20 protein-coding genes are annotated in these 21117 nt (G+C 70.3%); 14 read left to right on the top strand and 6 right to left on the bottom strand.

Annotated features, from left to right (window positions below; genetic code table 11):
* Window positions 1–3: 3 nt before the first annotated feature.
* Window positions 4–471, bottom strand: coding sequence for a protein TolR (tolR, locus tag HNV26_RS12410; protein ID WP_140794764.1), 468 nt, complete (start codon window positions 469–471; stop codon window positions 4–6).
* 12 nt (window positions 472–483) lie between these two features.
* Window positions 484–1194, bottom strand: a complete 711-nt coding sequence (locus tag HNV26_RS12405) for a MotA/TolQ/ExbB proton channel family protein (RefSeq protein WP_011555704.1) — start codon at window positions 1192–1194, stop codon at window positions 484–486.
* Between the two features lie 194 nt (window positions 1195–1388).
* On the opposite strand from HNV26_RS12405, the gene HNV26_RS12400 reads away from it, so the two are divergent.
* Both HNV26_RS12400 and murI read left to right on the top strand, forming a co-directional pair.
* On the top strand, window positions 1389–2390 hold the full coding sequence (locus HNV26_RS12400) for a hypothetical protein (protein WP_253816506.1): 1002 nt from the start codon (window positions 1389–1391) through the stop codon (window positions 2388–2390).
* Window positions 2391–2495: 105 nt separating this feature from the next.
* The gene (gene murI, locus HNV26_RS12395; RefSeq protein ID WP_171440986.1) at window positions 2496–3311 is read left to right on the top strand and encodes a glutamate racemase; all 816 of its coding nucleotides are present in this window, start codon (window positions 2496–2498) and stop codon (window positions 3309–3311) included.
* A 75-nt stretch (window positions 3312–3386) separates the two neighbouring features.
* Here the strand turns inward: murI and carF are convergent, their stop codons facing one another.
* Window positions 3387–4232, bottom strand: a complete 846-nt coding sequence (carF, locus tag HNV26_RS12390; RefSeq protein ID WP_171440985.1) for a plasmanylethanolamine desaturase — start codon at window positions 4230–4232, stop codon at window positions 3387–3389.
* A gap of 226 nt (window positions 4233–4458) precedes the next feature.
* On the opposite strand from carF, the gene HNV26_RS12385 reads away from it, so the two are divergent.
* From HNV26_RS12385 to HNV26_RS12340, 10 genes are all read left to right on the top strand, one after another.
* Entirely contained in the window at window positions 4459–5025 is a 567-nt protein-coding gene (locus HNV26_RS12385) for a RomY N-terminal domain-containing regulatory protein (protein WP_090490308.1), read from the top strand.
* A gap of 160 nt (window positions 5026–5185) precedes the next feature.
* The gene (gene ftsE, locus HNV26_RS12380) at window positions 5186–5878 is read left to right on the top strand and encodes a cell division ATP-binding protein FtsE (RefSeq protein WP_011555699.1); all 693 of its coding nucleotides are present in this window, start codon (window positions 5186–5188) and stop codon (window positions 5876–5878) included.
* The gene (locus HNV26_RS12375; RefSeq protein WP_171440984.1) at window positions 5875–6777 is read left to right on the top strand and encodes a cell division protein FtsX; all 903 of its coding nucleotides are present in this window, start codon (window positions 5875–5877) and stop codon (window positions 6775–6777) included. The genes ftsE and HNV26_RS12375 overlap by 4 nt, the downstream gene beginning before the upstream one ends.
* A complete protein-coding gene (locus tag HNV26_RS12370; RefSeq protein ID WP_216612155.1) occupies window positions 6774–7907 on the top strand; it encodes a murein hydrolase activator EnvC family protein in 1134 nt (377 codons plus the stop codon). The genes HNV26_RS12375 and HNV26_RS12370 overlap by 4 nt, the downstream gene beginning before the upstream one ends.
* 69 nt (window positions 7908–7976) lie before the next feature.
* Window positions 7977–8837, top strand: a complete 861-nt coding sequence (locus HNV26_RS12365; protein WP_171440982.1) for an alpha/beta fold hydrolase — start codon at window positions 7977–7979, stop codon at window positions 8835–8837.
* Between the two features lie 57 nt (window positions 8838–8894).
* Window positions 8895–10271, top strand: a complete 1377-nt coding sequence (locus HNV26_RS12360; protein ID WP_171440981.1) for a S41 family peptidase — start codon at window positions 8895–8897, stop codon at window positions 10269–10271.
* A gap of 69 nt (window positions 10272–10340) precedes the next feature.
* Entirely contained in the window at window positions 10341–12155 is a 1815-nt protein-coding gene (locus HNV26_RS12355; RefSeq protein WP_171440980.1) for a PEGA domain-containing protein, read from the top strand.
* A 35-nt stretch (window positions 12156–12190) separates the two neighbouring features.
* Entirely contained in the window at window positions 12191–12499 is a 309-nt protein-coding gene (locus tag HNV26_RS12350; RefSeq protein WP_253816505.1) for a hypothetical protein, read from the top strand.
* Window positions 12500–12738: 239 nt separating this feature from the next.
* On the top strand, window positions 12739–13719 hold the full coding sequence (locus HNV26_RS12345) for a D-alanine--D-alanine ligase (RefSeq protein WP_171441023.1): 981 nt from the start codon (window positions 12739–12741) through the stop codon (window positions 13717–13719).
* Window positions 13720–14044: 325 nt separating this feature from the next.
* Window positions 14045–15568 carry a cellulose synthase family protein gene (locus HNV26_RS12340; protein WP_171440978.1) on the top strand — a complete coding sequence of 508 codons (1524 nt, stop codon included), beginning with the start codon at window positions 14045–14047 and terminating at the stop codon, window positions 15566–15568.
* A 68-nt stretch (window positions 15569–15636) separates the two neighbouring features.
* Here HNV26_RS12340 and HNV26_RS12335 read toward each other — a convergent pair whose 3' ends face one another.
* The gene (locus HNV26_RS12335; RefSeq protein WP_171440977.1) at window positions 15637–16161 is read right to left on the bottom strand and encodes a hypothetical protein; all 525 of its coding nucleotides are present in this window, start codon (window positions 16159–16161) and stop codon (window positions 15637–15639) included.
* An 83-nt stretch (window positions 16162–16244) separates the two neighbouring features.
* Between HNV26_RS12335 and HNV26_RS12330 the strand changes: the two genes are divergently transcribed.
* Complete coding sequence (locus HNV26_RS12330) at window positions 16245–17294, top strand: PEGA domain-containing protein (protein ID WP_171440976.1); 1050 nt, start codon at window positions 16245–16247, stop codon at window positions 17292–17294.
* Between the two features lie 51 nt (window positions 17295–17345).
* Here the strand turns inward: HNV26_RS12330 and HNV26_RS12325 are convergent, their stop codons facing one another.
* The gene (locus tag HNV26_RS12325) at window positions 17346–17942 is read right to left on the bottom strand and encodes a hypothetical protein (RefSeq protein WP_171440975.1); all 597 of its coding nucleotides are present in this window, start codon (window positions 17940–17942) and stop codon (window positions 17346–17348) included.
* 53 nt (window positions 17943–17995) lie between these two features.
* Here HNV26_RS12325 and HNV26_RS12320 point away from each other — a divergent pair, with 53 nt between their 5' ends.
* Complete coding sequence (locus tag HNV26_RS12320) at window positions 17996–19810, top strand: M1 family aminopeptidase (protein WP_171440974.1); 1815 nt, start codon at window positions 17996–17998, stop codon at window positions 19808–19810.
* A 9-nt stretch (window positions 19811–19819) separates the two neighbouring features.
* Here HNV26_RS12320 and ftsY read toward each other — a convergent pair.
* Window positions 19820–21117, bottom strand: a 1298-nt coding sequence (ftsY, locus tag HNV26_RS12315) for a signal recognition particle-docking protein FtsY (RefSeq protein WP_171452799.1), incomplete at its 5' end; no start/stop codon positions are given.

Genomic DNA, 21117 nt, shown 5'->3' with positions numbered 1-21117 from the left:
GGGCTAGCGCTTCGCTTCCTTCGACTTGCCTTTGCCAGTGTTGGACGTCCGTCCCCCGGTTGACGGGTCCGTGATCATGCCGACGTTGCCAATGCCCGCGCGCTGGGCCGCGGCCATGACCTCCACCACCACACCGTACGGCACGTCCCGGTCCGCGTGGAGATAGACTTCCTTGTCGGCCTGCGCCTTGGCGTTGGCGGCGAGCTTCTGCTCCAACTCCTCCAGCGCCACTTCCGCGTCACCGATGTAGACCTTGCGCCCCGCGTCGATGGAGAGGACCAGCTTCTTCTCCGTGGCCTCCACCGGCGCGGCCTTGGTCTCCGGCAGGTTCACCTTCACGCCCTGCTGGATGAGGGGCGCCGTCACCATGAAGATGATGAGCAGCACCAACATCACGTCCACCATGGGCGTGACGTTGATTTCGCTCATGGTGGTGCGGCCACCGCCGCGGTTGCCTCCGCCCATTCCCATGGTGGCTCCCGGCTACCGGAAGAAGTGACGCTTGATGATGTTGAGGAAGTCCGCAGAGAAGTTCGACATCTCCGTGTCGAACACCTTGATGCGGCTGACGAACGAGTTGTAGGCGACCACCGCCGGAATCGCCGCGAACAGGCCGGCGGCGGTGGCGAAGAGCGCGTTGCCCACCGGCGCGGCCACCGTGGCCAGCGTCGCGTTGCCCTGCTCGGCAATCTGGTTGAACGCGCTCAGGATGCCGATGACCGTGCCGAACAGGCCCACGAAGGGCGACGCCGCGCCCACGGTGCCCAGGAAGGACACCCGGTTCTCCAACTCGGTGATTTGCGCCGTGGAGGCACGGTGGAGCGCGCGCTCCACGTTCTCGATGCCGCCCAGCCGCTCGGCCAGCGCGCCTTCGGTGCCGCCCTCCTTGGCTTGCGCCAGCTTGGTCAGCTCTTCGTAGCCGGCGCAGAAGACCTTCGACAGCGGCGAGCCGTCGAGCTTCTGGGCCGTCTGGTAGATGGCCTCCAGGCGAGAGGCCTTCCAGAAGGTGTCGAGGAAGGTGAGAGATTGTGCGCGAGCCTTGGCGAGCTGGGACGCCTTCATGGCGATGAGGGCCCAGGAGGCCACGGATACGCCCATCAGGAGCAGCAGGACTGCCAGCTCGATGAGGGAGGCGTCGCGGATGATCTCCACGTAGTTCATGGCGCCAAGCGCCAGGGGCAGGTGGGGCGTCATGGGGAGCAGCGCGTAACACTCCGATAAGACAGGGTCAAACAATGGGGAAACGGTTGGTTGCTTGAGCTCGATTGCCCAGGGCAGTGAATAATTCCCGCCGCCGCCCGTCGGATGGAGCAGAAGCGGGCCGAACACCTCACTGCCCCACCGACAGGTGCCCCATGAACTCCCGGTTGCTGGTCGCATTCCTCTGCTTGTTTGCGATCCTCCCTGGCTGTGTCGTCCATGAAGAGCCGTGCTGCGATGTGCCCCGCTACGAGGGGGATGTGACCTTCCGCTGGAGCTTCGGCGGCCAGCGCTGCGACGACGTCCGCGCGGTCCATGGCGTCAACGTCATCATCCCCGGCGAGGTGCTGGCCAACGACGGCCGCTACAACTGCCAGGCGAACGGCTTCGACGGCATCGTCCTCCACCGATTCGCGCCGGGGACCTACTCGTTCCGCCTGGAAGGCGTCGGCTACGGCAATGAGTTGCTGTTCGAGACCCAGGGGAGCTTCACCGTGGACGGCAACGTGACGGTGAACGTGGACCTGACCCCGACGGGCGCTCCGCCGTCCTTCGCCTACCTGAGCTGGCTCTTCCCGCCGAACAGCTACAGCCCCAGCCCCAACTGCAACCAGGCGGGGATCACCCACGTCGAGGCGAGCGTGGATGGCGGTGACTGGGCGCGCTTCGAGTGCTGGGAAGGGCACGCCGCCAACCAGGTTCGCACGCCGTACCTGGACCCGGGCTACCACGGGTTGGAGCTCGTCGCCGTCGATAGGAATGGCCTGCCCTGGTACTACTTCGGGGGCGACATCCTCACCCAGTTGGGGCAGCCGACCGCCCACACCGGGTCGATGTGGGCCATTGGCGGGGCCTCTGTCCGGTGGGAGCTGCGCTCGCGTCACGGGTACCGCCAGACCTGCTACGAGGCCGGCCTGCAGCGCGTGGGCATCAACTTCCGCAACTTCTACACGGGAGAGCTGGTGTACGGCGACGTCGGTGACTGGCACGACTGCGTCGACGGGCCGAACGAAGCCTCGGTGGTGGTGTACCAGTTCCTGCGGCCCGGCCGTTACGTGGTGGAGATGTACGCCAGCGCTCGCGATGGCCGCGAGTACTTCTCGCCGGACAACTCGCCCGTCATCGACGTGGTCGCCCACCAGTTCCCGGGCCCGAACGCCTCGCTGCCGGTGTACCTCATCGAGGACTGAGCGCGGCAGGTGGGCTGGGCAGTGAGCGGAGGGCCGGGATGAGGCATCCCGGCCCTTCGTGCGTTCAGCGGGGCGCTGGCATCAAACGTGATAGGGACACGCTCCATGCGGCAAGGCAGCCACAGTCCCATTGGTGTCTTCGATTCAGGCGTCGGAGGGCTCACCGTCCTCAAGGCCCTCATGTCCCGGCTCCCCCACGAGAGCACGGTGTACCTGGGGGACACCGCGCGGGTGCCCTACGGCACCAAGTCCGGCGAGGTGGTGACGCGCTACTCGTTGAAGAACGCGGAGTTCCTCCTGGAGCGCGGCATCAAGCTGCTGGTGGTGGCGTGCAACACCGCCTCGGCCGTGGCGCTGCCCGCGTTGGAGGCGGCCCTGCCCGTGCCGGTGGTGGGCGTCATCCTCCCCGGCGCGCGGGCGGCGCTGGCGCGTACGCAGGGGGGCGGGGTGGGTATCATCGGCACACCCGGCACCATCCGCTCGGGTGCCTACCAGCGTGCCCTCGAGTCCGCGGACCCACGGGTGCGGGCGAAGGCCCGCGCCTGTCCGCTCTTCGTGCCGCTGGCGGAGGAGGGGTGGACCACGGGCGACGTGCCCCTCCTGGTGGCGCGCGACTACCTGGCCGAGTTCACCCGCGACGGCGTGGACACCCTGGTGCTGGGCTGCACGCACTACCCGCTGCTCAAGGGCGTCATCTCGGAGGTGGTGGGGCCCCAGGTGGCGCTGGTGGACTCGGCGGAGGCCACCGCGGACGCCGTGGCCGCGCTGCTGTCGGAGCGGGACGGACTGGCGCCGGCGTCGCGCGGCACGCCGGAGCACGCGTACTTCGTCACCGACGTGCCGGAGCGCTTCATGGAGGTGGGGGCCCGCTTCCTGGGCCGGCCCATCACCGCGGCGGAGCAGGTGGACCTGACCTTCTGACGGGAGGCGCGCCGCGGACGCACGAACGCCCGCCGCGGCAGGCCGGGCGGGCGGGCGTTCTGGTACGGCGGAGGACTACGGGCGCGTGGAGGCGGGCTTCTCCTGCACGGCGGCCTGGGTGAGCAGCTCCTTGGCCGCTTGGACCACCGGGGCCTCGCTGCCACCCGCGGCGACCACCAGCGCGCGCGCCGCCTCCGCGCCGATGTCGTCCTGGCGCGGCAACAGGCCCGTGGCCCAGGTGATGAGTCGCTCGGCGGTGGGGAAGAAGTGGACCATCGTCAGCGGCTTGTTCATCCAGCCCACGGTGATGCAGTAGTACTTGTTGTACGGCTTGGTGTGGTGAATGCGGTGGTGGTCGGGGGGGAGGATGAGGTGCACGCGCTGGAGGAAGCCGACGAGCGCGGGCGGCGAGTCCATGTGCGACCACTTGTGGAACTGGTTGGTCGCCATCACCCAGAAAATCATCGCGCCGAGAAAGGACGCGCAGAACACCCAGCCCGGGCTGCTCATGGGCAGGCACAGGGCGATGATGGCCACTGGCAGGGAGATGAGGCAGTTGTTGCCGTTGGTCTCCACGAAGTCGTGGCGGGTGATGGCCTTCTCGTCCACGTGGTGCTCGCGGAAGGGGCGGATGAGCGCCTTGCCCAGCAGCGGCATCTCCGTGGAGCCCCACGTGTCGCCCATCCAGTGGACGAAGCCGGAGACGAAGTCCGCGGCGAGGTAGCCCAGCAGCACCGCGCTGAGCAGCAGCCACGTGCTCGCGTAGGGGTTGCCCCACAGCCGGTACACCAGCGCCACCTCCAGTGAGACGAAGGAGACGATGGCGGCAATCTCCATCGCGCGGATGGCGGGCGAGTACCCCTGGGCCAGCACCTGGGCGTCTTGCTGGCGCACCTTCTTTTCAATCTCTTGGGTCTTCATCCGGGCGTCCTCGCCGTTCGTGGGGGTGTCGAGAACCCCGTCCGTCAGCCTGTACGTATCCCAGCCGCTTTCAGCTTTTCAACGGAACTGCCGGGCAATCGCCGTGGCCTGCACGGTTGGTGGGCCAGGGAGTCACTCGTGTGCGTGTGGCAGCACGAAGGATGCGAGCAGGTCACGCTTACCTTGTGTCGTGCGGATGCGGCTGCTACGGTCCGCGACTTCGGCGATGACGAAAACCTTCGAAAAAGCCGTCACCGGCTTCAATCACAACATCAAGCACAAGGGGAAGGTCTACCACGTCCAGACCGAGGACTCGGGCGTCAACAACCCCCACATCATCACCCACCTGTTCGTGGGCGGGAACATCCTCGCGTCGAAGAAGACGTCCTACGCGGACATCCTCAACGCGGAGAACCTCGCGGAGGTCGTGCGTGAGTTGATGGAGGAGCAGCACAAGGAGATGCTGCGCAACCTCATCAACGGGGTGTACGACAGCTACGAGTCCACCGCGCGCAGCTACCAGCCCGGTCAGCTCGCGGCGGACACGGACCCGGCGCAGGTGAAGCTGCAGCCCGGCCAGTCCATGGCGCAGCGTCCGCCTCCGCCGCCTCCTCCCGTGGCGGTCCCCGCGCCCGTGGTGGTTCCTCCGGAGGTCGCCGCGGCGCGCGCCCTCAAGGAGAAGCCGAAGATCAACGAGATTGGCGTGGAGACGCTCTTCGGCGAGGACCTCATCTCGGAGAAGAGCCTCGACGAGGTCATCCTCAGCTACCTGGCGGGCGAGGGCGAGCAGTAGTCGCCCACGCGCGCTTCCGGATGTGGGCGCCTGGCGGGCCCGTCCGGACATCGCTCCAGGTACTCGCGCAGCCTGGGCGAGCGGGGGGAGTCCCTCTCGCGGGGCGTGCGTGGGGGATGCCGCCCGGGCGTGGTAGGTTGGCGGCCTTCCGCTCGCCGCCATGATTCAGTTCTTCCACGTATACAAGGCGTATCCCGGCGACCCACCGGTGTTGTCGGACATCAACCTCAACGTGGAGAAGGGCGAGTTCGTGTTCCTCACGGGCCCTTCGGGCGCGGGGAAGACGACGCTGCTGAAGCTCATCTTCTGCGCGGAGAAGGCCACCAAGGGGCAGATTCTCGTGGGCGGCCGCAACATCGCCCGCATCCGTGAGTCCGCGGTGCCGTACCTGCGGCGCAACATCGGGGTGGTGTTCCAGGACTTCAAGCTGCTGCCGCACCGGACGGTGGAGGACAACGTGTCCTTCACGCTGGACGTGTTGGGTGTGCCCCGCGCGGAGGCGCGCGAGAAGGTGCGGCGGATGCTCAAGCTGGTGGGGCTGGAGCACAAGGCGGGCTCGTTCCCGCTGCGCCTGTCGGGTGGAGAGCAGCAGCGCGTCGTCATCGCGCGGGCGCTCGTCAATGACCCCACCATCCTCCTGGCGGACGAGCCCACCGGCAACCTGGACCCGGCGCTCACCGTCGAAATCATGGACCTGCTCACACAGGTCAACGTGCGCGGGACCACGGTGATGGTGGCCACGCACGACGCGACGCTGCTGTCGCGCTACCAGAAGCGCACCGTGCGCCTGGAGCGCGGGCAGATTGTGTCCGACGAGGACGGCGTCAAGGCGGCGCGCCGGATGGTGGTATGAGCGCGCTGTCGAAGGTGACGTACTTCTGCCGCTCGGCGGCGGTGGGGCTGAAGCACTCGCCCTTCGTTCACTTCATCGCGGTGACGACCATCGCCATCGCCTTGTTCTCCGCGGGCATGGCCCGGGGCGCGGCGCGGGTGCTGGACAACCTCCTGGCGTCGCTCGGCGGCGAGGTGGAGGTGACGGTGTACCTGGCGCCGGAACTGGACGCGGACGAGGTCCACGGCGTGCGCGCCCGCGTGCTGGCGCTCAGCGGAGGAGAGGTGACGCTGGTGTCGCCGGACGCCGCGCTCTCACGGCTGCGCACGGAGCTGGGCGACCTGGGCGAGGCGTTGGCGGAGCTGCCGGAGAACCCGCTGCCGGTGTCGCTGGAGCTGCGCGTGCCGCCGGAGCGGCGCAACCCTGACGCGCTCCTGGCGTTGGCGAAGGCGCTGCGAGCGGCGCCTGGCGTGGCCGGCGTGGACTATGGCGAGGCGGCGGTGCAGCGGCTGTCCGCCATCGCCCGGGCGCTGCGCTTCGGCTCGCTGGTGGCCTTCGCGGTGGTGCTGGGCGCCACCGTGGTCATCGTGGCGGCGACGCTGCAGTTGGCCATCTATTCGCGGCGCGGCGAGATTGAAATCCAGAAGCTGGTGGGCGCCACGGACCGCTTCGTCAAGGCGCCCTTCCTGCTGGAGGGGCTGCTCCAGGGCGTGCTGGGCGCGGCGGTGGCGCTCTTCGGGCTCTGGGCCTTCGGCCGGGTGCTGGGGCCCACGTTGGGCACGCTCTTCGCCTTCCTGTTGGGGCCCGGCGTCGCGGCGCCGTGGGTGGAGCCCCGGCTGGCGCTGGAGCTGCTGTGCGCTGGCTGCGGCCTGGGACTGGGCGGCAGCTTCGTCGCCGTGGGGCGCTTCCTCCGCGTATGAGCCGGCGCCTGCTCCTCCTGGCACTGGGGCTGTGGGCCTCGACGGCCGCGGCGGCGGCTCCGGCGACGGCGGCCGAGGAGGCTGAACGGGCCGCGGTGCGTGATCGGCTGAGCGCGCAGCGCGCGACGCTGGCGCTGGTGGAGGCGAAGAAGCTCTCCGTGCTGGAGGGCGTGGAGCTGATGCAGGAGATGGCCGCCTTCTCCCGCCGGCGCGTGCGCTCGCTGGAGGGGGACCTGGCGGTGTTCCGCCGGCGCGTGCTGCTGGCGGAGCGCGAGCAGGCCGTCCTGGCGGAGGCGCTGCGGCTGCAACTGCGCCGGCTGTCTCCGCGCCTGCGCACGCTGTACCGCCTGATGCGCCGCCGCCCGCTGGAAGTGCTGCTGTCGGCCGAGGACTTCGCCGCGCTGGTGTGGCGTGCCCGGGCGCTGGAGGCCAGCATGTCCGGCGACCTGGAGCTGCTGCGCACCGTGCAGCGGGTGGCGCGGCTGCAGCGTCAGGCGACGCGCGAGCTGGAGCGGCTCCATGCGTCGCTCGCCGCGCGCATGGCCTTCCTCCAGGAGCAGGAGCGGCTGGCCCGCATGCAGCAGGAAGGGCTGGAGGAGGTGGTTGGCACGCTCGCGGGCGAGGCGGAGCTGGCCCGGCGCGCGGTGCGCGAGCTGGAGCAGGCCGACGCGGAGCTGACGCGCATGGTGCAGGACCTGAAGGAGCTGCCCGCGACGAGCGGCTTCGGCGCGCTGCGAGGCAGGCTCCCCCGGCCCGTGGCAGGCATCGTCGAGGTGGGCTTCGGCAAGGTCGTCAACCCGCGCTTCAACACCGTCACCGTCCAGAAGGGCCTGGACATCCGCGCCGCCGCGGGTACGCCGGTGCGGGCCGTGGCCGAGGGCACCGTCGCCTACGCCGGCGCCCTCCGTGGCTACGGCAACCTGCTCATCCTGGACCACGGCGACGGCTACCACACCCTCATGGCCCACCTGGCCTCCATCACCCCCGAACTGGGCGGCATGGTGCTCCCCGGAGAGGTCGTGGGCGAGGTGGGGGACACCGGCTCTCTCAAGGGCGCCTACCTGTACTTCGAGGTGCGCAAGGGCGGGCAGGCGGTCGACCCCGCCCAGTGGCTGGCGCCCGGGCCCTGACGCGTTGCGGCAAGTTCGCGGACGCGTTGTTATTGTCGTGGGACCCTTCTGCGAGGAGCAGGCGAGCGCATGGACCTGATGGGCGGAATGCAAAAGGCGCTGCGGCACATGCTGGTGGCGCGAGGTGTCGAGTCCACGACAGTGCTGGTCGGTGGCCAGACGGTGCATCACTACGCATTGACGGGGCAGGGCAAGGGGCCGCCGGTGGTGCTGGTGCACGGGTTGGGCGGCTCGGCGAACGGCTTCGGACGCACGCTCTTCGGGATGGCGAAGCGCTTCTCGCGCGTGTACGCCCCGGACCTGCCGGGACACGGCTTCTCCGTGGAGTACTGCGGCGGCGAGGTGTGCGTGCGCAACCAGTTCGACGTGCTGCGCGCCTACGTGGAAGAGGTGGTGAAGGCGCCGGCCTTCGTGGTGGGCAACTCGCTGGGGGGCGCGATGGCGGTGAACCTGGCGGCGGAGTACCCCGAATGGGTCCGCGCGCTGGCGCTGGTGGCTCCCGCGGGCGCGCAACTGCCGGAGGCGGAGAACACCGCGCTGCTCAACTCGTTCGTCGTGAAGTCCCCGGCGGAGGCGCGTGCCTTCACGCGGCGCTTGTTCCACCGTCCGCCCCTGCCCGCGCTGCTGTTCGCCTACGAGCTGCGGCACTTCTACGACACACCCACCGTGCGGGCGCTGACCGCGGAGGCGCTGGCCACGCGCGCCTGCCTGGAGCCGGAGCAGGTGCGCAACCTGGCCATGCCGCTGCTGTTCCTGTGGGGCGGCAGTGAGCGGCTGCTGCCGTCGGAGACGCTGAATTGGTACCGCGCCCACCTGCCTGCTCATGCGCAGGTGCGCGTGGTGGATGGCTTCGGGCACGTGCCGCAGTTGGAGCGCCCGGACGAGTTGGTGTCGCACCTGGTGCGTTTCGCCGACTCGGCGGAGCTGTGAGGGCCGGGTAGACTGGTACGAGCCTTCCGGGGCCGCCCCGGGAAAGGACGTACCGACGTGACGGGTTCCTCCCAGCCATGGCGCGCGGCGCTGACCGCCTTCTTCCTCCTGAGTACTTCGTGGGCACAGGCCGCGGAGCCGCTCAGGAAGGACGCGGGGGCGGCGGGCCGCGCGGAGCAGGCCGAGCGCGACGACGCCACGTACCGGCAACTGGAGGTGTTCGCGCGGGTGCTCTCCTACGTGGAGAACAACTACGTGGAGTCGCCGGACCGCCAGCGGCTCATGTACGGCGCCATCCAGGGCATGTTGGAGACGTTGGATCCACACACGGTGTTCCTCCCGCCGGACGTGTACCGGGAGATGAAAATCGACACCTCGGGCGAGTGGGGCGGCCTGGGCATCGAAATCGCGCGTAAGGGCGAGCGCATTGTCGTGGTGGCGCCCATCGACGACACGCCCGCGGCGCGCGCGGGCATCAAGGCCGGCGATGAGCTGGTCGGCATCGACGGTGAGCGGACCGAGGGCATGGACGTGGGGCGCGCGCTCCAGAAGATGCGCGGCCCGGCCGGCGGGCGCGTGCTGCTGACCATCATGCGCGAGGGCTTCAGCGCGCCACGTGAGATCGCCATCATCCGGGACCACATCCGCATCGTGTCCGTGGAGGGTGCGCTGCATGGTGGCATTGGCCATGTGAAGGTGAAGAACTTCCAGGACCGCACCGACCTGTACCTCCGCAAGGAGCTGGACCGGCTGCGCGCGCTCAACGGCGGCAAGGAGCTGCGCGGGCTGGTGCTGGACCTGCGCAACAACCCGGGCGGGCTGCTGGACCAGGCGGTGGCGGTGAGCGACCGGTTCCTGCCGGGCAACCTGCCCATCGTCTCCACGCGGGGGCGGGATGGCCGAAGCGCCACCGTGGAGCGCAGCAAGGACCGCGACACGGAGAAGGACTACCCCGTCGTGGTGCTGGTCAACGCGGGCAGCGCCTCCGCGTCCGAAATCGTGGCGGGCGCGCTCCAGGACCATGGCCGCGCGACCATCCTGGGCGCGCCCACCTTCGGCAAGGGCAGCGTCCAGACGGTCATCGAACTGGAGGACGGCTCCGGGCTGAAGCTGACCATCGCGCGCTACTACACGCCCAAGGGCCGCAGCATCCAGGAGCGCGGCATCACCCCGGACTTCCTCGTCCCCGACGAGCCAGGAGGCAAGGTGCCGCGCGACGTGGTGCGGGAGAAGGACCTGCGGCACCACTTCCGCGCCGAGCCGACGGCGGCGACCGAGCCCGCCGCGCTGGAGCCTCGAGGGCTGCAGGAGAATCTCAAGCCCTGGGACGTCACCGCGAAGCTGGAGGACTATCCCTTGAGGGTCGCCCTGGACTATCTCCACGGAATGGCATCCGCTCCCGCGCGCACTCCATCCCGGGCAGCGGGTCGTTGAGGACTCCTTCTCACTTGCATTTCGCCGTGCAGTCCGTTTGATGCGCAACGGGCAAAAGGTGAACGAGAGATGCGACCTTCGAATGTGCGAGCGGTTCACGCCGCGTTGAGTGGATGGCTGGTGGGACTGCTGGCCGTGGGACCCGCGGCGGCGCAGACGCCGGTGTCCTCGCGGCTGGTACCCCGGGCCTTGAGCGCGGCGACGGCGGAGGCTCCGGCCGATGCGGCATCGGTCACCGTGGTGGCCATTGCGCTGGACGCGGCGGCCCGTGGCGACGCGGCCCGGCTGGCGCGCGAGGCGGAGCTGGCGGTGACGCGCTCGGGGCGGCTGAAGCTGGTGCGCCTGTCGGACGCGCTGGACGCGGACGGGCAGCGCGAGCGCCAGGTCCGTGATGCCGAGGCCGCCGAGGCGATGAAGGCGGGCCAACGCGCCTACGATGAGCTCGACACGGAGAAGGCGCTCGAGCACTTCGACAAGGCGGTGCGCGGCTACGAGGGCGCCGACCTCTCCCAGCGCTTCACCGAGCTGAGCCGCGCGCGGGTGATGAAGGCCGCGTCGCAGGTGGCCAACGGTGAGAACACCGCCGCGCAGCTGGAGATTCGCACCGCGCTGGCGCTGAACCCGGAGGCGCGCTTCTCGCCCAACTTCTTCCCACCGGAGGAGATGACCTTCGTGGAGAAGGAGCGCAAGGCGGTGCTCACCGGCCCCAAGTCCAGCCTGCGCGTGAGCACCGAGCCGGTACCGGCCCAGGTGTTCGTGGACGGCCAGTTCCGGGGCATCTCGCCGGTGGACGTCGCCGACCTCACGGCCGCGGACCACTACGTGACGGTGGTGGCGCCGGGCTACGCGCTGACGCAGCGCCGGGAGCGCGAGGGCGAGGTCAGCTTGTCGCTGGCCCCCGTGGCGGCGCAGAAGGGCCTGCAGACGTTCACCGAGCAGGCGGCGCGCAAGCCGGAGAGCCCGGAGCGCGACGCGGCCCTGCGTGAGCTGGGGACGCTCGCGGGCGTGTCCCAGGTGCTGGCGCTCCTGGTGCGCGGTGGCGCCGGGACCGCGCCGCTGGAGGTGACGGGCCTGCGGCTGGACGTGTCGGATGGCCACAACCAGGCCTACGCGCTGGGGACGGTGCCGCGCGGGGATGGGCTGGTGGATGGCTCGCAGGCGCTGCTGGCGCAGCTGGTGTCGGCGGATGCGCCGCGCCAGGGCGGGAAGCCGGTGACGCACTTCGCGGGTGGCGTCAGCAACACGCGCCGCACCGTGGGCTACGTGCTGATGGCCACCGGCGTGGCGCTGCTGGCCGGCGGCGTCTACTTCGGCATGGAGGCCTCCGCGAAGTCGGATGACTTCAAGCGCGCGGCGCAGAACAGCAGCCGCGCCCAGGACCTCAAGAGCACGGGCAAGTCGTACGCGCTGGTGGCCGACGTCGGCATCCTCCTGGGCCTCGCCTCGGCGGGCGCGGGCGGCTACCTGGCCTTCGCCAACGGCGGCGGTTCGAAGTCGACCTCCCGCGCGAGCCGGCCCGCGCCGTCGCCCGTCCCCGCGGCCGCGCCGCAGGACACGCCTCCCGCGCCGAAGGAGGCCCCCGCCGCGGAGAAGGAGCCGTTGCCCATGCCGCCTCCCGCGCAGACGGCGCCTGCCTCGAAGCAGAAAGAGCCCAGCACGTCCAACAAGCGCGCGCAGGAGGACGAGGCGCGCCAGCGCGAGGAAGAGCTCCGCAAGCGCCGTGAAGAGGTGGAGCGCCAGCGCAAGGAACTGGAGGAGCGGCGCAAGCAGGAGGAGGCCGCGGCGCAGCGCGAGCAGGAAGAGCGGCGGCAGGAGGAGCGGCGGCGACAGGAAGAGAAGAAGAAGCGGCCCGCACTCGACGATGACGATCTCCGGAACTACTAGCCATGCGCCGTCCCTTGCGAAACCTCGTTGCTTTCATGGCCCTGAGCACCGGGCTGTCCGCGTGCAGCCTCCTCGTCGACTTCGACGAGGAAGGGCTGCCCTGCGATGAGCTCAACCAGTGCCTGGAGGGCTACACCTGCGTCGACAACGCGTGTGTCCCCGACGACGGCGCGCCGTCCGATGCGGGCACCGATGGTGGTCTGAACACCGACGGTGGCTTGAACACGGATTCGGGAACCCCTGACCTGGACGCGGGCTCGGAAGCGCCGGACGCCGGGCTCCCGGACGACGCGGGCTCTACCGGACCGGGCCCTGTCCTGGAGCCGGAGTTTCCGACCAGCTGACCTGCCTCACCCGAGGTCCGCGGCTCGCGGCGTGGAGACGGAGCGGCGCCTGACGCGGGTCGCCCGCTCCGTGGCGCCCCGGCCACGCCGCGGCCCGGAGGACACGCCTGCTCTTCGCGCACGGCGTGGTCGAAGCCCCTCACCCGAGGCGGCTTCCGAGGGAGACCGCTCCGCGCCGCCCACCGCCGCGTTGCTGGCATCATCCATGCTCTGTGCTCCGCCCAGGAGGCAACATCGACATGGGCAAGCGCGTGGGAGTGCTGATGGGCGGGTGGGGCGAGGAGCGGGAGATTTCGCTCAAGACGGGAGAGGCCGTGGTGGCGGCGCTCGAGTCCCGGGGGCATCAGGTGACCCGCATCTTCGCGGGGCCGGGCCTGGACCGGGCCCTGCGCGCGGCCGAGCTGGACGTGGCCTTCGTCGCGCTCCACGGGCGCATGGGTGAGGACGGCCGGGTGCAGGGCCTGCTGGAGTTGCTGGAGCTGCCGTACACGGGCTCGGGCGTGCTGGCGTCGGCGCTGGCCATGAACAAGCCCTTCGCCAAGCGGCTCTTCCGCCTGCACAACCTGACCACGCCCCATGGCTACACGGTGGCGCGCGAGGACGCGTGGCGCGCCCTGGCCCTGCACGGCGACCTGGGCTTCCCGTGCGTGGTGAAGCCCGCGTGCGGCGGCTCGTCGGTGGGGCTGGCCGTGGTGCGTGAGCCGGAGGCGCTGGCGTTCGCGGTGGCGCAGGCCAGCCGGTTCGGCGGCGAGGCCCTGGTGGAGCGCTACGTGGCGGGCCGGGAAGTCACGGTGGGCATCGTCGGAGGCCAGGTGCTGGGCAGTTGCGAGGTGGCCACGCCGCGCGAGGGCTTCGACTTCGACGCCAAGTACAAGGGCGGGGCCGCGTACTTCTGCCCACCCCGGCTGTCTCCCACGCGCGTGGCCAACGTGGAGGCCCTGGCGCTGGCGGCCTACCGCGCGCTGGGGTGCCGTGGGCAGGCGCGGGTGGACCTGCTGTGCTCGGACACGGAGAACGACGTGGTGCTGGAGGTGAACACGCTGCCGGGCTTCACCCCCACCAGCCTGCTGCCGAAAATCGCCGCCAGGGCCGGGCTGGACTTCGCCGCGCTGACGGAGCGCATCCTGGCGCTGGCCACCCGGGACGAAGCCGGTGTCCTGGAGGCCCCCGCCGTGGAGACGCCGCCGGGCCTGGGCGCACCTCGCCGCGCGGTGAGCTGACCCCGCAGGTCGGTCAACCCCTGGCGTTGTTTCAACCCCGGCGCCAGGGACACAAGCTGGGTGTGTTGGGAGTGACGCAGGGTGTCAGCGCCCCGTGAACGGAACGTTCAAATCCGGGGAATAGTTTGACACGGCCTTGAACGCATTCCTATTGTCCCGCGCCGATCACTCCCCGAAGGTCAAAACCTTGTCTTTTCGGGTACATACGATGTGGGGGCTTGGACGACCCATCTCGCGCCGGTCCGCGCGAGACGGAATCAGCCGGGCCGCCCCGCACGGAAGGACCGCAGGCCCTCTGGGCTGTGGCAGGGGTTGAGCGTCACCGATGACCACCGTCGAGATCATCTTCCTGGGCGTCTATTTCAGTCTCTTGTGCGTGTTGGGAGTCTACGGCTCGCACAGGTACCGGATGGCGTTCCTGTACTACCGGCACAAGTTCAAGCTGCCGACGCCAAAGGGCAGGCTGGAGTCGCTGCCCAAGGTCACCATCCAGCTCCCCATCTTCAATGAGATGTACGTGGTGGAGCGCCTGGTGGATTCGGTGTGCCGCATCGACTATCCGCGCGACCTGCTCGAAATCCAGGTCCTCGACGACTCGACGGATGAGACGTGTGGCATCGCCCGGGCGTGCGTGGAGCGTCAGCGCCAGAAGGGGCATGACATCGTCTACATCCACCGCGTCAACCGCCAGGGCTTCAAGGCGGGGGCGCTGGAGAACGGCCTGAAGCTGGCGAAGGGCCAGTTCGTGGCCGTGTTCGACGCGGACTTCGTGCCCAGCCCTGACTTCCTGATGCGCACCGTGCCGTTCTTCTCGGACGACAAGGTGGGCATGGTGCAGGTGCGCTGGGGCCACCTGAACCGTGAGTTCTCGCTGCTGACGCAGGCCCAGAGCATCTTCCTGGACGGGCACTTCATCATCGAGCACACCGCGCGCAACCGCGCGGGCTGCTTCTTCAACTTCAACGGCACCGCCGGCATCTGGCGCCGTGACACGATTTCCGACGCGGGCGGCTGGCAGCACGACACGCTCACCGAGGACCTGGACCTGAGCTACCGCGCCCAGCTGAAGGGCTGGCAGTTCGTGTTCCTGCCCGAGGTCATCTCCCCGGCCGAGGTGCCGGTGGACATGAACGCCTTCAAGAGCCAGCAGCACCGCTGGGCCAAGGGCTCCATCCAGACGGCGAAGAAGCTGCTGCCCACCATTCTCAAGAGCGACCTGCCGCTGGTGGTGAAGCGCGAGGCGTTCTTCCACCTCACCAACAACATGGCGTACCTGTTGATGGTGCTGCTGTCGGTGCTGATGCCCATCAGCATGGTGGTGCGCTTCCAGCACGGCCTCTACGGCACGCTGTTCCTGGACCTGCCCTTCTTCCTCACGGCCACCGCCAGCGTCTGCTTCTTCTACGTGGCCGCGCAGCGTGAGCGCGGCGCGAAGGGGTGGGAGCGGGTGAAGTACCTGCCCTTCCTCATGAGCCTGGGTATCGGCATGGCCATCAGCAACGCCAAGGCGGTGGCCGAGGCGCTGCTCAACCAGCAGTCGGGCTTCGCGCGCACGCCGAAGACGGGCGCAGAGGGCAAGAAGGCCGTCACCGTCAAGAAGGCGTACCGGGGCAGCAAGTCGCTGCTGCCGCTGGTGGAGCTGCTGTTCGCCGCGTACTTCACCGGCGCGCTGTGGTTCGCCATCGACGCGCGCATCTACACGTCGGTGCCCTTCATCGTCCTGTTCCTGGCGGGCTTCCTGTACGTGGGCAGCTCCAGCCTCCTGCAGGGACTGTCCGGCCGGATGAAGCTGGTGGAGTCCACCCCCGCGGTGGACGCCGCCGACGAGCAGCCCCGCCGCGCGGCCTGAGCGGCCTCCTTCCTTCGGGAAGGCCGGGGGTGAGGCTGGCACCGCGCCGCCTCACCCCTTTCGCGTTTCTAGGTGCCCGCGTCCGGCGGGCCCCGCAGCAGCACCTGCTCCAGCCGCACGCTGGGGGCGCCCGACGGAGCGGGGCGGCAGTCCTCGTCGATGGAGGTGCTGGCCGCCGAGCGCAGCGTCAGGCCCGCGTCCGTACACCGCACCACCTCTGTCGGAAAGGTGACGGGGCAGGGCGTCCCCGCGCCGGAGAAGCCGGTGGCACGCGTTTCGCCCACGAAGCCCGCGGGGGTGCGCCGCAGGACGATGGACGGCGAGCCCGCGTCCGGGGCGTCCACCGCTGCCGAGTCATGTGCGCGGACGACGGCGAGTGAGAGTGTGCTGCCGTCATCGTCGCCGTAGTAGCGGAAGGCCGGATTCCCCGCGTGGTGGTACTCGCCGCCCTGGTTTTGCTCGCAGCCGGCGGGAATCTTCACCGCGGGTGGAGGCGGCGGCACGGGCTCCGTCCGGGGCGGCGCCTTCGCGGAACACGCGGTGAGGGAGAGGACGCTGAGGTGGAGGGCCAGTGTGGGCAGGACGCGGTGCATGGGGCGCGGATATTCTCCCAATCCGCAATGCCCTGGGACTCTGTTTGATTCCCTTGGGATGACTCTCTAACCTTCGGTTCGTCATGAGCCTCCACCGCATCGTCGTCTTCGCCCTGGTGACTGTCCTGGCCGCTCCTTCGGCCGTGCTCGCGCAGGATGACTTCCTGGCGCCGCTCACCTCGCCGTCGAAGCCCAAGGCGGGCAAGCCCAAGGTGGTGAAGAAGAAGCCCGCGAAGGCGACCGCCAAGAAGCCCGCGCGCGCGAAGGCGCCCGCGAAGGGAAGCAAGAAGCCCGCGGCCGAGGATGACCTGCTGCTGGCACCGCTGACGCCCGTGAAGACGGAGGTGCTCGTCCGGATGACGGGCAACGTGCGCGGCGCGAAGCTGTTCGTGGATGGGAAGGAGTTCGGCGTCCTCTCCTCGGCCGCCGTGCCGGTGGAGGTCCGCCCGGGCGAGCACCACCTGGTGGTGCGCCGGCAGGGCTACGCCGACTTCACGCGGCGCATCGACGTGAAGCCGGGCACGCAGGCGGAGGTGCTGGTGTCCATGGACGCCACCATGGGCTTCGCCACGCTGACGGCGGACGTCGCGGACGCGGTGGTGATGGTGGACGGGCAGCAGGTGGGCGCCGTGCCGCAGGCCAACGTGCTGCTGCGCCCGGGTTCGCGTGAGATTGAGTTCCGGGCCCCGGGCTTCAAGCCGGACGTGCACAACATCACCGTTTTCGCGGGCCGGACGTACGAGGTGACGGGCAACCTGCGGCCGCTGCTGGACACGTCCGTGGCCACCGCCGACGTGCCGAAGAACCCGGTGTTGGAGCCGTCCTCGAAGCTGGACCCCGACGACGAGACGGCCCCGGGCCTGTCGTTCGCGGGAGACCCGGAGACGCCCGAGGTGGAGGGCTCCAAGCCGTGGTACGGCCGCTGGTACGTGTGGGCCGGCATTGGCGCGGTGGTCGCCGCCGGCACGGTGGGCGCGGTGATGGCGACGCAGGGTGGTGGCGCCAGCCCGCTGAGTCCCGATGCGGTGTGCGGTCCCGCCGGGTGTGACGCCGTGCTCGGTGGCATCCGCTCGGTGCGCGGTGGAGGCGCGGGGCTTCAGGCGCCTGCTCCGGCCGGCGCGATCCGCTTCTGATGCGGTCGTGAATCGTCCCGCCCTCGACGAGGGCGGGACGGCGCGACGGTGCTACTGGTCGCGCAGGTCGTCGTTGTCGGCGCGCCTGCCCGGGGCGAGCAGCAGGTACACGTCGCTCACCCGTCCCACGCCCCAGGTGTCCAGCGCGGTCGCGCGGACCTGGAAGGGGCCGGAGTCGGGCAGCAGGTGGGTGATGTCCACTTCGCCCGCCTCGAAGTTGAAGGCGCGGCGGCCCACGCTGTCCACCTGCTCCCGGCCCATGTGGACCGCCTCGGTGAAGCCCACGGTGGCGCGCCGGGTCACCTGTCCACTGGCGTCCAGCACCTCCAGCAGCAGGAAGTTGTCCACGGCGATGCCGAGCGTGCCCTTCGCGTCGCCGTAGAGGCGGGCCCGATGTCCGTCGAGGCTCAGCGTGGGCGTCTGGCCGGTGGCGACGACGCGCGGCGTGCGCTCGCCTTCGGTGGCGTCCACCTCGATGTCTTCGCGCAGCTTGGTCAGCGTGTGTGTCTCTCGGGCGGGCGTGTCCAGCAGGAGCCGAACGGCACGGGGCTCGGTCGATGTGGAGGTGGGCGTGGCCGAGGCGGGCACCTGCCGCGCACAGGCCATCAGCCCCAGGGTGGCGGCCATGACGAGCGTTCGAGAATGCATGGGAGGTCCAGGGTAGATGAGCAGGGGTGTCCCGGGTCAATTAGCATGGCCGGATGCGGACCTTCCTCCATGGGTGCCTGCTGTGGTGTGTGCTCTCCGGGACGCCAGCGTGGGGCAGTGCGCCCGCGGAACCCCTGGCATCTCCCGAGGTGCAGCTGTGCCTCCAGCACTTGAAGCCCGCTGAGCGTGCGCGGGCCGCGAAGGCGCTGGGGCCCTTGGAGGAGCTGCCGCTCTACCGCGTGCAGTTGGAGGTGGACCCGGAGACCCGTGGGGTGAAGGGCCGGGTGCAGGTGGAGGTGCTGGCCCGGAAGCATCCGCTCACCGAGTTGTACCTGCGGCTGACGCCCAACGCGCAGGGCCGCCGGGTGACGCTGTCGGACGCGAAGCTGGGGGGCCGGCCGGTCAAGCTGGAGCGGCCGGAGCCCACCCTGTACCGCCTGTCCCTGGAGTCCGAGCCCGTGCCTCCGGGCGCCGCCGCGGTGCTGGACGTCGCGGTGGAGGGCCTGGTGCCGCGCGCCGCCGCGCCCTCGGGCGGCGGTGCGGGAGGCCTCCTCGGTGGCTTGATGGGCGGTGGGGGCGGGCGTCCTTCGGGCGGCGACCACGGGGCTTTCTCCGCCACGGCGGACTTCATCAGCCTGGTGGGCGTGGTGCCCCAGGTTCCGCCGGTGGGCGAGAACGGCCAGCCCTGGGATGGGCCGCAGGGGATTGGCGACCTGGGCCTCTATGAGCCGGCGCACGTGTTGGCCACCGTCACCGTGCCCACGGGCTGGGCGGTGCACGCCACGGGCGTGCCCATGGGCGAGGTCCCGGAGCGGGATGGACGGGTGCGCTACGCCTTCGCCGCCGCGGCGGTGCGCGACTTTCCCCTCTTCGTGTCGCGGGGCTACGCCAGCTCCACCGCCACGGTGAATGGCGTCACGGTGGAGAGCCACTACGCCGCGGCGGACCAGGCCGCGGGCGAGCGCGTGTTGAAGTACGCCACGTCGATGCTGGCGGAGTTCGAGCGCCGTCTGGGGCCGCTGCCGTACACGCACTTCCGCGTGGTGCAGGCGCCGCTGTCGGGGGGCGCGGGCGGCATGGAGTTCCCGGGGCTGGTCACCATCGCGACGCAGCTGTACCGCGGCGCGGCGGGGGCCTCCGAGATGCTGGGCGGCGGCATGCCGGGCATGGAGGACCTGGAGTCGATGCTGGGCATGCTGGGGCAGAGCGGGAGCGGGGTGCTGGGGCAGTTGAACGGCGCCATGGAGCGCACGCTGGAGTTCACCGTGGCGCACGAGGTGGCGCACCAGTACTTCGCGGGGCTCGTGGGCTCGGACCCCATCCTGGAGCCGGTGGTGGACGAGTCGCTGGCCCAGTACGCCGCGCTCCTCTACCTCGAATGGAAGCACGGCAAGAAGGTGGCGGAGTCGGTGCGCCAGGAGACGCTGGTGGGGCAGTACCACCTGTACCGGATGACGGGTGGGAAGGACGGCCGCGCGGACCGGCCCACGGGCCACTTCGCGGACGAGCTGGAGTACGGCGCGCTCGTCTACGGCAAGGCGCCCCTGCTGCACCACGCCTCGCGGAAGCTGGTGGGAGACGCCGCCTTCCTCAAGGCCCTGCGCGCCTACGTGGACACGTACCGCTTCAAGTGGACGTGCAAGGACTGCTTCACGAAGGAGCTGGCGAAGGCGAGCCCCGCCAACGCGAGCGCGCTGGAGCGGCTGCGCACGCGCTGGTGGCGGGAGGCGAAGGGCGACGAGGATTTGGGCAAGCCCCGTCTGGAGTCGCTGCTGGGGGGCTTCGAGGGCCTCGAGGCCTTCCAGGAGATGGACGCCCAGTCGAAGGAGCTGCTGGAGCAGCTCATCCCCGGGCTGATGGGGGAGTGACGCCGGCCCTCAGTCGAAGAGGGCGCGGACGAACTCGCGCGGCTCGAAGCGGCGCAGGTCGGCCACCTTCTCGCCCACGCCCACCCAGACGACGGGGAGCTTCAGCTCGTCGCAGATGCCGATGACGACGCCGCCCTTCGCGGTGCCGTCCAGCTTCGTCAGGGCGATGGCGCTGACGCCCACGGCCTCGTGGAACTGCTTGGCCTGCTGAATCGCGTTCTGGCCGTTGGTGGAGTCCAGCACCAGCAGCACCTCGTGCGGCGCGCCGGGCAGGGCCTTGTCCATGACGCGCTTCACCTTCTTCAGCTCCTCCATCAGCGGAGCCTTGGTGTGGAGCCGGCCGGCGGTGTCCGCGATGAGGACGTCCGCGCCTTCCTCCTTCGCCTTCTTGACGGCCTCGAAGATGACGGCGCTGGGGTCTCCGCCCTCGGCGCCCTTCACCAACTGGGCCTGGGCGCGCTCGGCCCACACGTCGAGCTGCTCGGTGGCGGCGGCGCGGAAGGTGTCACCCGCGGCCAGCACCACCTTCTTGCCCTCACTGGTGAGCTTCGCGGCCAGCTTGCCGATGGTCGTCGTCTTCCCGGCGCCGTTGACGCCCACCACCATGACGACGTGCGGCGGGCCGCCGCCTTCCAGGGAGCGCGGCACGGGCAAGTCACAGATGCGGGCGACCTCGTCGCGGATGAGGCCCTTGATGCGCTCGGGGTCCTTCAGCTCGTTGCGCTTGAGCTTCTCGCGGGCCACCTCCACCAGGTGGTTGGCGGTGCGCACGCCGATGTCGGCGGTGAAGAGGATTTCCTCCAGCTCCGCCAGGACGGACTCGTCCACCTGGCGCTGCTGGCCGAACAGGCCGTTGAGCCGGGCCATGAAGCCCTGGTTCCGGGTCTTGTCCAGGCCCTGGGCCAGGGTGCGGCCGGCCTCGGCCTCCACCTTGGCGCGCGCGGCGGCTTCCTCGGCGCGGCGGGCCTCCTCGGCGGCGGCGGCCTCGCGGGCGCGCTCCTCCTCCATCAGCCGCTGGGCCTCGACCTGCTCGCGCTTGCGGCGCTCCCGGGCCTCGTCGTCCGCGGCCTTCTTGGCGCGGTACTCGGCGCGCTTCTCCTCCTCCTCGCGCTCCTTGAGGGCGCGGGCCTCCGCCTCCAGCCGGGCGCGCTCGGCGGCGTCCGTGGCGGTGCGGGCGGCCTGGGCGGCCTCGGTGCGCTGGCGGGCCAGGGCCTCGGCGCGGTCGTGGGCGGCCTCGGCCTCGCGGAGCCGGGCGGCCTCCGCTTCGGAGGGGGGCAGCTCCACGCGCAGCCGGGGCTGCTCGGCGG

This window comes from Myxococcus xanthus (genome assembly GCF_013116825.1).
Classification (GTDB): domain Bacteria; phylum Myxococcota; class Myxococcia; order Myxococcales; family Myxococcaceae; genus Myxococcus; species Myxococcus xanthus_B.
The sequence above is the reverse complement of the archived record's forward strand: the minus strand, read 5'-3'. Positions and strand labels throughout refer to the sequence as shown.